This is a genomic window from Photorhabdus kayaii (genome assembly GCF_025384895.1).
GTDB classification, from domain to species: Bacteria; Pseudomonadota; Gammaproteobacteria; order Enterobacterales; family Enterobacteriaceae; genus Photorhabdus; species Photorhabdus kayaii.
The window spans coordinates 1-15,569 of record NZ_JAJAFZ010000011.1; the positions used below are offsets into that span (position 1 = coordinate 1).

Genomic DNA, 15,569 nt, shown 5'->3' on the forward strand with positions numbered 1-15,569 from the left:
GTTATTTTATATTGTTTGGCTTTATTTGTTCTTGTCTAAGTAATTGTTGTGGACGCTAATGCGCTAGCGAGTGTACTGGCGGTAGTAGAAGCGAATAAAAAAGTACAGTTGAGAAATGGCAACGGGACAAACAGACCGAAATCAAGAAAACCTGTAGTGGTAATATTCCTCTCTCTTGCTAGACTATGGTTGTCGCAGAAGGGAGGGTGGATTTGATTAATCAGTACAATTTTTCATAAAGATAGATCATTTGACTCCCAATAAATTACAGTGGGAGTCAAATAATCTTTCCAGTTTTTCGTTTGTATAATAATACTATGATCTTAACGCTTGATTATTAAATACCGGATTAGATTGAATATGGATTCTCTGTAAATGCCGTTCTGATTTGGAAGTAAATCCTTCACGTCCATGTAGCAGAGAGAAATTATCCACAATCACCAGATCACCTTTTTTCCATGCATGAGCATATAAATGGCGCTTATCATATAATATATTGATAAAATCTTGTTGAAATTCTGCTACTTGATCAGGGCTGATATTATGATATTCAATAGCATGTTTATTTAGGAATTTTTCTCCATCTACTGCCGGTTCGTTATATCTGATAACGAATCCGTTTCTGTCCGGATATTCTTCCAGTAAAGGAGAGTGAACTTCCCCACCATAATGAGTGACTTTATTAATGCGATAAGTAATCGATATGTTCTTCCACTGTTCTAATTGCTGTTGAGTAGCATTAGCAACAACACGACGAGTATTGACAAAGGTTGTCCTGCCTCCTTGATCGCTTTCAGGTGCGTGGGCGCAATGGAACATAATAAATTCTGGAATTGTCGGTTTATACATGCCATCCCAGTGCAACGGCATATAGCTGTTGTCAAAAACGTGATCGGTAGCATCTTGGTGTTCACGAACATCTAAAATAGCACCAAACGGCCACATCATTATTTCTCCCCAATTACGGGCATATTCTTCATATTTTTTGTGATCAGATAAATCAGATTTAAAACCACGTAATATAAGCAGATGGTGTTTTCTAGCCAGTTCTTTCAGTTGTTCCACTGATAAAGTATCAATATGTTGATCGGAAGATTGAGGCGTAATTTTTAAACCAAAAGGGGTTATTTCTTCTGTCTGAAAGCTATTTAATTCTGTCATCGCTATTTTCCTTCAATTACATAGTGACTGGGTTTTCCATGAATATTTACTAATTTTCCGCCCATCATCTGAACTTCTTTGTGTTTCATAAGTATAAATTGCCCATTTACATTGGCTGCGACACCATGCCAAGGAGTTAACCAATCATCCCGGGTTGGCATCATATGAATACCAAATTTAATACTGTCTGCTGGCTGAGGATGAATAGACAGACGTATGGCTTTTGGAAAATGAGTATCTAATAAACTTCCCCATGCCCAACTGCGTTGAATAACACCGATAGCTCTTTGTTTGGCATCTTTTTGTAGGGCATTATTTGATCCGGTATAGCCGGGTAATAAGCTGTCTTCATATAAGAAACGGGTGACTGCGCGATATAATTGTAATCCATCACTATTTTGCAACAGTTCATCTTTGATAGATTCTTCCGAACGGGCATAATGTATGACTAACATCTGTCTCTGTAAATTGAAATCATCACTATGTTCGCAGAGTTCTTTATCGTCATTAAGGTTAAATGTGCTTAAATTGATAGCACCTACTTCATGAAGTAATTGTTTAATATCTTCATGATATTGACTGATAACATTATCACTGACACGAATCAGATCACCAAAGACATGCCCATCAGAGCAAATAATAATGCGAGCGCCTGGCGGATAATAAAGCTGAATACGCTGGCAAAGAGAATTAAGAAAAATCAAAGACAAGCGTTCTGCCATATCAGGAGCAGTACCAAGTACTTTATTTCTGTTTGGTGACTTGGTTGGGAATGCCGGTAAAATGAATTCGATAGGTTTATTATTCCTGATGAAGTATTCAATTCTAGGTAATTGTACAGATTTAATAATATTTTCTTCTTTAACGGAATCTCTCCCTAGATCGGTAAGACGCCTGCGATATTGCAACAGTTCGTGCAGAATCTGCATAGAAATATTATTAAAGGAAATACTCTCGGAAGTAATATTATTATCGGTAACACTTTGCATCGTTATGGTTTCCATACTTGTTGTCATATCTATTCTTTGATTTATTTAAAAATAGATAAACAGCATTTTCACTAATTGGTATAGGCGAAGTGTAGAATAATGCAATTAAAAAATAATATAATATTTGAGAATATCTAATAATCTATTTAACAATAAACAATATGTTTGAATATGATTTATATATTTAATCAATATATTTGATTGATTGTTACATTAAGGTACTGTTTAGCAAGACTATTAGAATATAAGGATTCTGGTACGACCACTGTAGTAAAATATCCTTAAAACTAAATTAGTGTAGATAAAATTGACCGGTTGACAATTTCATATTGGCAATTTTTTCTGAAATTCATCTTATACCCTATGGATTTCAAGATGCATCGCGGCGGCAAGGGAGCGAATCCCCGGGAGCATAGATAACTATGTGACCGGGGTGAGTGAGTGCAGCCAACAAAGAGGCAACTTGAAAGATGACGGGTATAAATAAAGTGGGTGAGGAATTTCCCTTTACTTATTGATATCTTTATGAAAATTATAACTTCAATGGAAGAAGAGATCATTAAAGTAAAAGGTAAATTACTGCATGAGGTTGATAATAAAGGCTATTACTATAATTATGATCATATCCGGTTATTATTTTACGAAAACCAAGTTTGCCCTTAATTATCTATGCTCCCGGGGATTCACTCCCATGCCATCGCGATGCATCTTCAAATTTACTCCCCCACAGACTGGCAATCAATCATAGGGGAAGTGAAGTGACTTAAGAGCAGATTGGATGATGTTCAAAAGTATCAAGTAATTGCTGAATGAATTCCAGGCGTATCGTTCTTTCGTTCAGGTCAGTAATGAATTTCAGTTTAGCGGGGCCGTCCAAGCGATAAATTTCAGGTTGTTTTTGTAACAGGCCGATAAGATAAGTTGGATCAACTTTATTTTCCTCACTAAACTCGATGAACCCTCCTTTTTCATGGGCTTCTATTCGTTTAATACCTAATTTCTGAGCTAACAGGCGAATGGCTGCTGATTGTAATAAATGGCGCCCCGGATCAGGTAATGCGCCGAACCGGTCTATCAATTCAACCTTCAATTCTGCTAATTCTGATGCGTCTTTGGAGCTGGCAATACGTTTATAAAAAGACAAACGCATATTGACATCAGGAATATAATCATCAGGTAACAAAATAGGCATCCGCAATTCAACGTCAGTTTGACTATTGATTAAGTCTTCAAGTGAAGGTTTGCGGCCTGCTTTTAGTGCATCGATAGCGCTTTCTAACAGCTCCATGTAGAGAGTGAAGCCAATTGTTGTCATCTGACCACTTTGTTCTTCACCTAGGAGTTCGCCGGCCCCACGGATTTCAAGATCGTGAGTTGCCAGTGCAAAACCCGCACCTAAATCTTCAAGGGAGGCGATAGCTTCCAGACGTTTGTGTGCATCGGCTGTCATTGCTTTCGGATGTGGTGTCAGCAGGTAAGCATAAGCCTGATGGTGAGAACGTCCGACACGCCCCCGCAATTGATGCAGTTGGGCTAGGCCAAAATGGTCAGCACGTTCAATAATGATGGTATTGGCGCTTGGAATATCGATGCCTGTCTCAATAATGGTGGTACAAATCAGAACATTAAATCGTTGATGATGGAAATCGGTCATCACCCGTTCCAAATCCCGTTCACGCATCTGCCCATGACCAATGGCAATCCGTGCTTCTGGTACTAATTCTTCAAGACGCAGCTTCGCTTTCTCAATATTTTCAACATCATTATAGAGGTAGTAGACTTGACCACCGCGCAAAACTTCACGCAGTATGGCTTCTCGTACCACCAGACTGTCATACTCGCGCACGAAAGTTTTGACGGCCAGACGGCGAGCGGGCGGGGTCGAAATAATTGAGAGATCCCGCATACTACTCATTGCCATATTGAGCGTTCGTGGAATTGGGGTTGCGGTGAGGGTCAGAATATCGACATCGGCACGCATGGCTTTGATCTGCTCTTTGTGGCGAACACCAAACCGGTGCTCTTCATCGACAATTAACAAACCAAGGTCTTTCCAGCGCAAGTCGCTTTGTAGCAGTTTATGTGTACCAATAATAATATCGACTTTACCTTCGGCTGCCATTTCAACGACTTGTTGCTGTTCCTTGGCGCTGCGGAAACGGGATATCATCTCAATACGTACAGGCCAATTAGCAAAACGGTCGCGGAAATTATCAAAATGTTGCTGAGCCAGCAGTGTTGTCGGAACCAGGACCGCCACCTGCTTGTCATTATGGACTGCCAGAAATGCGGAGCGCATTGCAACTTCGGTTTTGCCAAAGCCTACATCACCGCAAATTAAGCGATCCATAGCGACTGGCTGACACATATCATTCAGAACTGCGTTGATTGCCTGTTCCTGATCTGGAGTCGTTTCAAATGGAAAGCTTTGACAGAATAATTGGTATTGCTCCCAATCATGTTTAAACGCAAACCCTGGTTTTACGGCGCGGTGAGCATAAATGTCAAGCAACTCCGCAGCCACATCGCGTACTTTTTCGGCAGCTTTCTGGCGGGCTTTGTTCCATGCCTCTCCGCCCAATTTATGTAATGGGGCATTTTCATCAGCACCACCTGCGTAGCGGCTGATCAAATGCAGGGAAGAGACCGGAACATAAAGTTTGTCGTTACCAGCATAACTTAAGATCAGATATTCAGCTTTGATACCACCTGCTTCCAGCGTAGTTAGCCCCTGGTAACGGCCAACGCCATGTTCCAAATGGACCACCGGCTGACTGGGGCGTAATTCTGCAAGGTTACGAATCAGGGTATCGGTGTTAATCGTGCGGCGGGTGTCTTGACGGCGGCGAACAACTCGTTCACCAAGCATGTCGCTTTCACAGATTAGAGCCAGTTCATTCTTTGTATCGATAAAACCATGTTCAGCGGCACCAATCATCAAAAAGTGACCTGGCTGTTGTGCTTGATGCAATTTGCTGATTTTAATGGGTTTAATCTTTATTCGTGACAATAATTCCTGTAACGTTTCTTTCCGTCCTTCACTCTCAACAGAGAAAATAACGCGGCCACTGAATTGTTCAAGGAAACGGCGAAGCTTATCCAGAGGAGCCTTATTTTGCGCAACAACGGAGAGATCAGGCAGCAGTTGATAATCAAGATTTACGTGACTCGCTTTTTTGCTCAATTCTTCTGCTTTAAGTTGAATGCGGGGCCAGTTTTTTAGCGCTGAGAATAAATTATCAGCCGGAAGCCAAAGCTCTTCTGGGGGTAAGAGAGGGCGCATTGGGTCAATTTTACGGCTCTCAAAGCGTTGTTGGATGTCCTGCCAAAAACGTTCAGCGGAATGGTTTATTTCTTGACTGATAAGCAAGGTGTTGTCGGGTAGATAATCAAACAATGAAGGCAAGGGTTGGCTAAAAAACAACGGTTGCCAGTATTCTATCCCGGCCGGTAACGTACCTTTACTGACTTGCTGATAAATATGCTCATTGTCACGACGGACTTCAAAACGTTCCCGCCACTGGCTGCGAAACAGTTCAATAGTCTCTTTATCTGTTGGGAATTCATGAGCGGGCAGTAGGTTGATTTGTTTAACCTCAGTCAGCGTGCGTTGGCTGTCAACATCGAAAATACGTAAGCTATCGATTTCATCATCGAAAAAATCAATACGATAGGGATGCTCACTTCCCATTGGGAAAAGATCAAGTAGTGCGCCACGAGTAGCGAATTCGCCGTGTTCAAGAACTTGTTCGACACTACGATAGCCAGCTTGTTCTAATTCAGTACGGAGTTTATCTCGTGAGAGCCTCTGATCTTTATGCATCACTAGTGCATGCCCGTTAAGGTACTTATGAGGGCAAACCCGTTGCATTAAGGTATTTATCGGCAGGATTAAAACACCTTTGGTCATCGTCGGCAGACGGTAAAGTGTAGACAGACGGTTGGAAATGATTTCCTGATGAGGAGAGAAGCTGTCATAGGGCAGTGTTTCCCAATCGGAAAGGAGATCAACAGAGAAGTCGGTAAACTGATGGATTTCATCATGCAGACGTAAGGCGTTTTGCATATCCTTGGTTATCAGTACGACAGGGCCTTGATGGCGTTCGACAATTTCAGCACACTCTACAGCGCAAGCAGCACCAGTAAGTTGGCCTAATTGACGGTTATCACCGCGACGTTCGGGAAGTTTATAACGATATTTTGAGGACATAGGCGTAAATGTGTTCTCTATGATTCAGTCCATTCCCAACAGGCTTTCGACACATAATGGTCTTCGAGTAAACACGCTGGCTGGTTGAGAGAAAATAAAAAAACCACAGAATCTGGATGTTGGTGGTTCCATAAAATATAACTACCCTTTATTATCCCCGAACACTTTGCTTTGGCAACAGGGGCGTAACAGATTTCATGTTTCAATCTGTCTCATTATTTATAGGTTTGCGGTATATGCGTGGTCGGGTGGCTGATAAATTTGGTCGGTTTGTTTCTTGGCTGTCAGCAATTGGCATTACCCTCGGTGTTGCCGCATTAATTACAGTATTGTCCGTGATGAATGGTTTTGAGCGTTCACTGGAAACCAGTATTCTTGGCTTTATGCCACAGGCGGTTGTGACGTCGGTAAATGGCTCGCTAGACCCAAAAGCGCATCCTGCCAGTGAACTTGCGGATCTAAAGCAGGTTAACAGGATTACGCCATTGGTGATGGGTGATGTTGTATTGCAAAGCGCCCGGAATGTCGGTGTTGGTGTAATGTTGGGTATCGCTTTTGATGAATATGAACCGCTGACTGAATATTTAATCGGCGCTTATCGTCATCAACTTGCACCCGGTAGCTACAATGCTATTTTGGGCGAAAGAGTGGCCGGGGAGCTTGGAGTAAAACGCGGTGATCGCATTCGCCTGATGGTGCCTGGCGCAAGTCAGTTGACACCAATGGGGCGTATTCCCAGTCAGCGTCTATTTACTGTTATTGGCACTTTTGCGTCTAATAGCGAAGTCGATGGCACACAGATTCTGGTTAATCAGCAAGATGCTGCCCGTCTGATGCGCTATCCGCTAGGTCACATTACTGGCTGGCGTCTCTATCTCTCAGAACCATTGGCTGTAGATAGTTTGAGCTTACAAACTCTACCAGAAGGGTTGTTATGGAAGGATTGGCGCGAACGTAAAGGTGAGTTTTTCCAAGCGGTCAGGATGGAAAAAAATATGATGGGCTTATTGTTAAGCCTGATTATTGCTGTGGCTGCATTCAATATCATCACTTCGCTTGGTTTACTGGTAATGGAAAAACAGGGAGAAGTGGCGATTTTGCAGACACAGGGACTGGTACGTCGTCAGGTTATGGCGATTTTTATGATCCAGGGAGCGGGAGCCGGGATCATCGGCACTTTACTGGGAACTGGGCTTGGTGTTCTGCTTTCCAGTCAGCTTAATAACTTAATGCCACTTATTGGCTTATTGACCTCAGGTGTTGAGCTGCCTGTTGCCATTGAGCCGCTACAGGTTGCTACAATCGCAATTTCAGCGATGGCGATAGCCCTATTGTCTACGTTATATCCTTCCTGGCGTGCTGCTGCCATCCAACCTGCTGAGGCTTTGCGTTATGAATAATCAACCACTATTGTTGTGTAATAATCTGTGTAAAAAATACCAGGAAGGTCAAGTAATGACCGAAGTGCTGAAAAATGTCACTTTTGCTATCAATCAGAGTGAAATGATGGCGATTGTGGGAAGTTCCGGCTCAGGTAAGAGTACGCTTCTGCATTTGCTTGGTGGGTTGGATACACCGACTTCTGGTGAAGTTCTTTTTAAAGGGCACTCTTTGAATAAAATGTCCTCAGGAGCCAGAGCAGAACTGCGAAATCATGAATTGGGCTTTATTTATCAGTTTCACCATCTGTTGCCAGATTTTAATGCGATCGAGAATGTCGCTATGCCACTGTTGATCGGCGGTAAAAACCGCGGTCAGGCACAGAAGAAAGCATTCGAAATGCTGGCGGCTGTTGGTTTGGAGAAGCGCGCTCATCACCGTCCATCAGAATTGTCAGGGGGAGAACGCCAGCGTGTGGCAATTGCCAGAGCGTTGGTTAATGAACCTTCGTTAGTTTTAGCGGATGAACCTACCGGTAACCTTGATTTACGTAATGCAGATAGCATCTTTGCATTACTGGGTGAGCTTAACCGGCAGCAAGGCACGGCATTTCTGGTTGTCACCCATGATTTGAATCTCGCCGGCAGATTAAATCGTCAGGTGGAGATGTGTGATGGTTATTTACAGGATGAATTGACCGTGACGGGAGCGTTGTAATGGCGAATTTGCCTCTCTCTTTGGTCACTGCCTTACGATTTAGTCGCGGGCGCCGCCGTGGCGGTATGGTCTCTCTGATTTCTGTGATTTCTACGCTAGGGATTATGCTTGGTGTCGCTGTTCTCATTATTGGTCTAAGTGCCATGAATGGTTTTGAACGAGAATTGAGAAACCGTATCCTTTCTGTTGTTCCTCATGGTGAAATTTATACGGTTCATCAGCCTTTTGAACAGTGGCAGCCTGCATTGGAACGGGTAAAAGACACTATCGGTGTGGTTGCTGCTTCACCTTATATTACTTTCACTGGATTGATGGAAAAAGGCGCCAGCTTGCATGCGGTTCAGGTGAAAGGGGTTGATTTAACCACAGAGGCTCAGGTCAGCTCATTACCACAATTTGTACAAGATAATGCTTGGCAAAATTTTCAGGCGGGTCATCAACAGGTCATTCTGGGGCAGGGAGTCGCAAATGCCTTGAAGGTTAAACAAGGTGACTGGCTGACTGTTATGATCCCGAACAGTGATCCCGAAATGAAATTGTTGCAACCAAAACGGATTCGTTTACAAGTTAGCGGAATTTTTCGATTGAGTGGTTTGCTTGATCATAGTTTGGCTTTGGTCCCTTTGGCCGATGCTCAACAATATTTGGATTATGGGCAAGGGATTACTGGTATTGCGATCAAGGTTGATGATGTGTTTGCCGCTGATCAACGAGTAAGGTTTGCCGGCGAAGCGTCACAGGAATATGTCTATATCAGCAGTTGGATAAGAAATTATGGCTATATGTATCATGATATTCAGATGGTACGTAGCATTATGTATCTGGCGATGATTCTGGTGATTGGCGTGGCGTGTTTTAATATCGTTTCTACCCTGATTATGGCGGTAAAAGATAAAAGCAGTGATATTGCTATCCTGCGAACCCTCGGCGCTAAGGATAGGCAAATTAGAGCGGTTTTTCTCTGGTATGGGTTACTGACGGGGATGACGGGCAGTATTGCCGGTGCTATAGCTGGCGTGTTGGCATCACTGAATCTGACGGCGCTTATTCATGGGCTGGAAAAGCTGATCGGGCATCAATTTCTTTCCGGTGATGTTTACTTCATTGATTTCCTGCCATCTGAGTTACATGGCATGGATGTTCTGTATGTTCTGGCGACGGCTCTGATTCTGAGTTTATTAGCCAGTTGGTATCCGGCAAGACGGGCAAGTAGACTTGAGCCGGCACGAATATTAAGTGGAAAATAATTAATCTATTATTGGCATGAGCTAATCAAAACGTTATGGTATAAAAAATAGAAACCTAAGCAATATTTAAGAAATCTTGAAGGAAATCAGTATGCGAGTTTGTCGTCGGCTTAGTCGGCTTGGTCGGCTTCGTAAGGTTAAGCGTTTGAGACAGCAGAGATTTCGTAGTCGGATTTTTTATAGGGATAATCGATTGGCGATTAATATGAAAAAACCTTACATCGTGGTATTGACAGGAGCCGGTATTTCGGCTGAATCGGGTATTCGGACTTTCCGCTCCTCCGATGGGCTGTGGGAAGAACATCGGGTGGAAGATGTTGCTACACCTGAGGGATTTCAGAAGGATCCAGAATTGGTGCAGGCATTTTATAATGCCCGGCGTCATCAACTTCAGCAATCAGAAATAGAACCGAACGCAGCGCATTATGCTTTAGCCGCGCTGGAGCATGAGCTTGGCGATAATTTTTTGTTGATTACTCAGAATATCGATAATCTTCATGAGCGGGCGGGCAGCTATCGCACGGTGCATATGCATGGTGAGTTGTTCAAAATTCGTTGTTGCCAATCTGGGCAAGTGTTTGAGTGGACAGACGATTTGACGACAGATGAACGTTGCCATTGTTGTCAGTTCCCCTCGCCATTGCGTCCACATGTTGTTTGGTTTGGTGAAATGCCTTTGGAAATGGAACGGATCTATTCTGCACTGTCTCAGGTAGATATTTTTATCGCTATCGGCACTTCTGGTCATGTTTATCCTGCGGCTGGATTTGTACATGAAGCTAAACTGGCAGGGGCGCACACGGTAGAGCTGAACCTGGAACCGAGTCAAGTAGAAAGTCTATTTGATGAAAAGCATTATGGACCAGCCAGTAAGATAGTAGATGAGTATGCTCGAAGGTTAATTGATAGTATTAAAGAATTTAAAGCTGATTTAACGCAATAATTATTGTGTTTCTCTTCCTCATAATGGGTAGCTAAATCCCTGGGGGAAGAGAATAATGGACAGATTACTAGAACGTTTTTTTAAATACATATCTTTTGATACTCAGTCAAAGCCGTCAGCAAAGACGATTCCCAGTAGTCATGGGCAGCTCGAACTCGCCAAAGCGCTGAAACAGGAGTTGATCGAATTAGGTTTTTCTAATGTGGTACAGGATGCTCATGGCTGTGTTATGGCAACATTACCTGCCAATACATCTTGGCCTGTACCTGTTATCGGTTTTATTGCTCACCTTGATACTTCACCTGATTTTTCTGGAAAAAATATAAGTCCACAAATGTTGGAAAATTATCAAGGTGGTGAAATTGCTCTGGGTGCGGGTAATGAAGTGTTATCGCCGGTTATGTTTCCTATCTTGCATAATATGTTGGGGAAAACATTGATTACCACCGATGGTAAAACGCTGCTTGGTGCTGATGATAAAGCGGGTATTGCAGAAATCATTACTGCAATGGTTCGTCTGAAAAATAGCAATATCTTACATGGTGATATTCGAATTGCGTTTACACCTGATGAGGAGATAGGTAAAGGAGCACGCTATTTTGATATTAATTCATTTGATGCTGAGTGGGCATACACCGTAGATGGTGGTGGTGTAGGTGAACTGGCATTTGAAAATTTCAATGCAGCGGTAGTAACCGTTAAGATTGTTGGTAATAATGTTCACTCTGGTAGTGCTAAAAATGTGATGATCAATGCTTTATCACTGGCGATCCATATCCATCAAGCATTGCCATCGGAAGAGACACCGGAGCATACCGATGGATATGAAGGTTTCTATCATTTGCAACGTATTAAAGGCACGGTTGAGTGTGCTGAAATGCACTATATCATTCGTGATTTTGATCGGAATAACTTCGAAGAACGTAAAAAGAAGATGATTAAAATTGCTGAAAAAGCCGGTGAGGGGCTGCATCCTGGTTGTTATATCGAACTGACTATCGATGACAATTATTACAATATGCATGATGAAGTTATCAAATATCCGCATGTTATTGAGATTGCCAAACAGGCAATGCTGGATTGTAATATTGAACCCGTTATTAAACCGATTCGTGGTGGTACTCATGGCGCACAATTGTCGTTTCGTGGTTTACCTTGCCCGAATATATTCATGGGGGGGTATAATTATCATGGCAAACATGAATTTGTTTCGTTGGAAGGAATGGAGCAGGCTGTAAGTGTTGTCATGCGTATTGCTGAATTAACCGCACTGTTGTCTAAAAAGTCGGAAATGAGTCAGGCGTTTTGCAGCACTAGTTAATTTGATCGGATATTAACGGCAAATCCTGGCACGACAAGTTCTTAACAAACTGTGCGGAATTCTCCTTCCTGAATGCTAATTGAGATCGAAGCGAACTTAAGAACCCCCCACTATAATCACTTGTGATTTAGTGGGGAGAAAATCAACCTTATTGAAATTAACCTCTTGAGGTGAGGTATCAATCATTAAAGTACCAGTAACCACTATTGACCAATGCAGTGAGCAGTCTGATAAAACGAACATCATCTATCGCTTCACCAAGCATTTCTGCATTAATTTGATAATGGCAGCAAAGAACATCAGCCGCTTTAATATGAGGTGTATCTATTAATTCACCGTTAACAAAGCATTGATCACCAACCCTGATAACCCGTAATCCGTTAAGGCGGTGGAGATTTTCACCTTGTTTCATTAATTCATAAATTTCATCACTTTCATAAGGTGGCTCTGGTGGAGCAATATCAAGTTCATGCCGTGACTGAGAGATGAATTCACCAAACCATTGCTGGAAAGTGTCAGGCTGTGCTAATAACTCGTTCATCATGGTGTGTAGCGCTGATAGTTCATGCGGTTGGACCAGCGCCGGATTTTCGCGGAAAGTCAGATCGGGATCGCTATAACGATAGCTGCCTAAATCACTAGCCAGTACATAATCGGCGAAGCTACTGAACAGTTCACGGGAATTGGGGGCGCGGAAACCAACTGAATAATTTAGTGAATCTTCGATGGAATAACCTTCATGAGGAAATCCTGGTGGGATATAGAGAATATCACCTGGTTCCATCTCTTCGTCAATAACGGCATTAAAGGGATCGACCTGTAATAGATCGGGGTGAGGGCAGCGTTGTTCCATTGGTAGCTTTTCCCCAACGCGCCAGCGACGGCGGCCCATTCCTTGAATGATAAACACATCGTATTGATCTAGATGCGGACCAACACCACCACCGGGAACGGAGAAGGAGACCATCAGATCATCTATCCGCCAGTCAGATAATACGCGGAATGGTTGCATTAATGCGGCGGAAGGATGGTGCCAGTGATTAACCGCTTGTACCAGCAGTGACCACTCTTTTTCACCTAAATGATCGTAACTTTCGAATGGACCATGAGAGACATCCCAACGGCCATTTTTCTGGCTGACCAGACGGCAGTCAACTTCATTTTCCATAGCCAGCCCCGCGAGTTCATCGGGAGTAAGGGGATCAATGAATTGACGGAAGCCTTGTTTAATCAGTAAAGGCCGTTTTTGCCAATGATTATGCAAAAATGCCTGCCAGTCCAGATTCAACTGATAGTCCATAGTGACATCCTGAGTGTGAAGTGAATTTCAGGGTATTATAACGAATAGTTAAACTCAGTATCAGACTACACTGGCATATTTAACTAATCATCGTCATTAATTTGCTGGCATCGGAACATAACGCAAATTCTGGCACCACCAAGTGGACTGTCACTGATACTGATATCGCCTTTATATTGTTCGATAATTTCAGAAGCAATTGACAATCCAAGCCCTTGACCAGGCTTTAAAGTATCAACACGTTGACCTCGCTGGAAAATCATGTCCCATTTTTCAATTGGCACCCCTGGACCATCGTCATCGACAATAATCATTACCGAATCGTGATCAATCGCCACAGAGATCTCAACAAATTTAAGGCAGTACTTACAAGCGTTTTCCAGCACATTACCCATGACTTCCATAAAGTCATTTTTCTCACCAAGCCAGGTGATTTCCGGTGAGACATCTAACGTGAGACTGACACCTTTACGCTGATAAACTTTTGTTAAAGCGCTGCACAGGCTATCTAGTAAAGCAGGAACAGAAGAGACTTTCCGCATAATAGTGCTGTGTTCACTGCGCATACTGGCACGATGCAGATAATAGCCTATCTGCTGAGAAATACGGCCAATTTGCTCAAGCATGATGGGTTCTGCCTGTTGAATAGTCATTTGTTTGCTGTCACGCAAAGAACGGAGAGTTGATTGTAAAACAGCCAGTGGCGTTTTCAAGCTGTGTGTCAGATCAGCCAGTGTTGTTCGGTATTTTGTATAGCGATTGCGTTCATTATTGAGCAACACATTAAGGTTACGAACTAGCCCCCGCAGCTCTGTCGGTGGATTTTCATCCAGTTTTTCCCGTTCACCTTTTTCTAATGAACTGATCTGATGAATAAGCGATTTAATTGGCCGTAAACTCCAGTGTGCTGCCAGCCAGATTAATGGGATAACCAGAATAAGATTGGCAATCAATACATAACCGAACCATTCCCACACCAGAACCGTTTTTTGTAAATCCTGTGGAATGGTATCAATGACTACAATCGTCAACGCTGGCAAATGAGCTGTCGCACTATATCTGTTGACAGAAACGGAGTGAGTTAGCTCATTATCTTCATTTTCGTCAAGTGAATTAAGTTTACCTAATTGTCCTTGTGTGTTAGCCGAGTTTTTTAGCAAATCCCGGCTGCTTTTTAGATCAGTATCCAGTTCATATAAACCGTCTTCTTTTAACCATTCACTAGGAATAGAGTTTTCGACTTTTGGGATATGGTGTTGACGCCAGAGGATGGTACCTTTGTTGTTATAAATCAGAACCAATGATGGGTTATTCAGTGTGAAATTGGGGGGGACTGAAATATCCAGCTGATTGTTATTCCACTGAGCAAGGCTGAAAAATAGATTACTCTGACTGCGTAGCAGTGTATAAGCGGTTTTATCAAAACTGACCAGGTAACCGACAATGGCAACAATACCGTAAGACATGGTAAGAGCAAGAATAACCGCAGCCGTTGCCATTAAAAACCGGGTACGGAGTGAGAAAGGCTGCTTTTTGTGCTTAAGCACTTTTTTACCCATGAAAGTTTTACACATCAAAGCGATAGCCTTGGCCCCGGACAGTCACGATAGCTTCATAAGGCCAAATATCTAATATTTTTTTTCTTAGTCGGCCGATTAAGACATCGATGGAGTGACCTTCGCGTAGTTCAGCATCGGGATATAATTGGCGCATTAATGACTCTTTAGTGACAACTTTGTCGCTATTACACATCAGTATTTCAATGATTCGGTATTCAAACGCCGTTAGTTTGACGCTCTCTCCGTAAACTGTAAATTCCTTGCGTGACAGATCAATTTTGAAAGGTGGGAATTCAATAATCTGAGAAACCAGCCCATTATTACGGCGTAGGAGTGCCTGCATACGGGCAATAATTTCCTCAAGATGAAAGGGCTTGGTAACATAATCATCTGCTCCTGCATCAAGAACCGTGACTTTTTCTTGCCAGCTTTCGCGGGCGGTCAAAACAAGAATGGGGAGTTTTTCATCTTTTTGGCGCCAGCGACGGATCAAACTCAAACCATCTTCTCCGGGCAAACCAAGATCAACAATGGCAATATCGGGTTCGCTCTCGACCAGATAGTAATCGGCTTCTTTGGCGTTTGCAGCGGCATCAACTAGATGACCGGTGTCGCGAAGCTGTACCGTTAAATGGTGACGCAGTAACATGTTGTCTTCAACGATCAATATCCGCATGGAATAATCCTTCTCAACTCCAGCAGGCAGTTATTGTAATAATCAATTCATTTGGATTGTTATATA

Annotated in this window: 11 protein-coding genes; 5 read left to right on the top strand and 6 right to left on the bottom strand. The window is 42.8% G+C overall.

The window, feature by feature from the left end; genetic code table 11:
• Window positions 1-315: 315 nt before the first annotated feature.
• The 3 genes from LGZ98_RS06205 to mfd all read right to left on the bottom strand — a co-directional run bounded on the left by LGZ98_RS06205 (window position 316) and on the right by mfd (window position 6,360).
• Window positions 316-1,161, bottom strand: a complete 846-nt coding sequence (locus LGZ98_RS06205; RefSeq protein WP_113041109.1) for a TauD/TfdA family dioxygenase — start codon at window positions 1,159-1,161, stop codon at window positions 316-318.
• Window positions 1,162-1,163: 2 nt separating this feature from the next.
• Window positions 1,164-2,150: an L-tyrosine isonitrile synthase gene (gene pvcA / locus LGZ98_RS06210; RefSeq protein ID WP_113041108.1), complete on the bottom strand. Its 987-nt coding sequence runs from the start codon at window positions 2,148-2,150 to the stop codon at window positions 1,164-1,166.
• A 763-nt stretch (window positions 2,151-2,913) separates the two neighbouring features.
• Window positions 2,914-6,360 (bottom strand): transcription-repair coupling factor, encoded by a 3,447-nt coding sequence (mfd, locus tag LGZ98_RS06215; RefSeq protein WP_262977839.1) that lies wholly within the window; start codon window positions 6,358-6,360, stop codon window positions 2,914-2,916.
• A gap of 197 nt (window positions 6,361-6,557) precedes the next feature.
• Here mfd and lolC point away from each other — a divergent pair, with 197 nt between their 5' ends.
• The 5 genes from lolC (at window position 6,558) to pepT (ending at window position 11,968) form a co-directional block, all read left to right on the top strand.
• Window positions 6,558-7,760: a lipoprotein-releasing ABC transporter permease subunit LolC gene (gene lolC / locus LGZ98_RS06220; protein ID WP_262977840.1), complete on the top strand. Its 1,203-nt coding sequence runs from the start codon at window positions 6,558-6,560 to the stop codon at window positions 7,758-7,760.
• Window positions 7,753-8,457: a lipoprotein-releasing ABC transporter ATP-binding protein LolD gene (gene lolD, locus LGZ98_RS06225; protein ID WP_113041105.1), complete on the top strand. Its 705-nt coding sequence runs from the start codon at window positions 7,753-7,755 to the stop codon at window positions 8,455-8,457. Before lolC ends, lolD begins: the two co-directional genes overlap by 8 nt.
• A complete protein-coding gene (gene lolE / locus LGZ98_RS06230) occupies window positions 8,457-9,704 on the top strand; it encodes a lipoprotein-releasing ABC transporter permease subunit LolE (protein WP_113041104.1) in 1,248 nt (415 codons plus the stop codon). The genes lolD and lolE overlap by 1 nt, the downstream gene beginning before the upstream one ends.
• A 91-nt stretch (window positions 9,705-9,795) precedes the next feature.
• Window positions 9,796-10,647 (top strand): Sir2 family NAD+-dependent deacetylase, encoded by an 852-nt coding sequence (gene cobB / locus LGZ98_RS06235; protein ID WP_113041103.1) that lies wholly within the window; start codon window positions 9,796-9,798, stop codon window positions 10,645-10,647.
• 55 nt (window positions 10,648-10,702) lie between these two features.
• Window positions 10,703-11,968, top strand: a complete 1,266-nt coding sequence (gene pepT, locus LGZ98_RS06240; protein WP_113041102.1) for a peptidase T — start codon at window positions 10,703-10,705, stop codon at window positions 11,966-11,968.
• A gap of 178 nt (window positions 11,969-12,146) precedes the next feature.
• Here pepT and LGZ98_RS06245 read toward each other — a convergent pair whose 3' ends face one another.
• The 3 genes from LGZ98_RS06245 to phoP form a co-directional block, all read right to left on the bottom strand.
• Window positions 12,147-13,268, bottom strand: a complete 1,122-nt coding sequence (locus LGZ98_RS06245) for a ribosomal protein uL16 3-hydroxylase (protein WP_113041101.1) — start codon at window positions 13,266-13,268, stop codon at window positions 12,147-12,149.
• An 83-nt stretch (window positions 13,269-13,351) separates the two neighbouring features.
• Complete coding sequence (phoQ, locus tag LGZ98_RS06250) at window positions 13,352-14,815, bottom strand: two-component system sensor histidine kinase PhoQ (protein WP_113041131.1); 1,464 nt, start codon at window positions 14,813-14,815, stop codon at window positions 13,352-13,354.
• A 19-nt stretch (window positions 14,816-14,834) separates the two neighbouring features.
• Entirely contained in the window at window positions 14,835-15,503 is a 669-nt protein-coding gene (phoP, locus tag LGZ98_RS06255; protein ID WP_011147027.1) for a two-component system response regulator PhoP, read from the bottom strand.
• Window positions 15,504-15,569 lie beyond the last annotated feature (66 nt).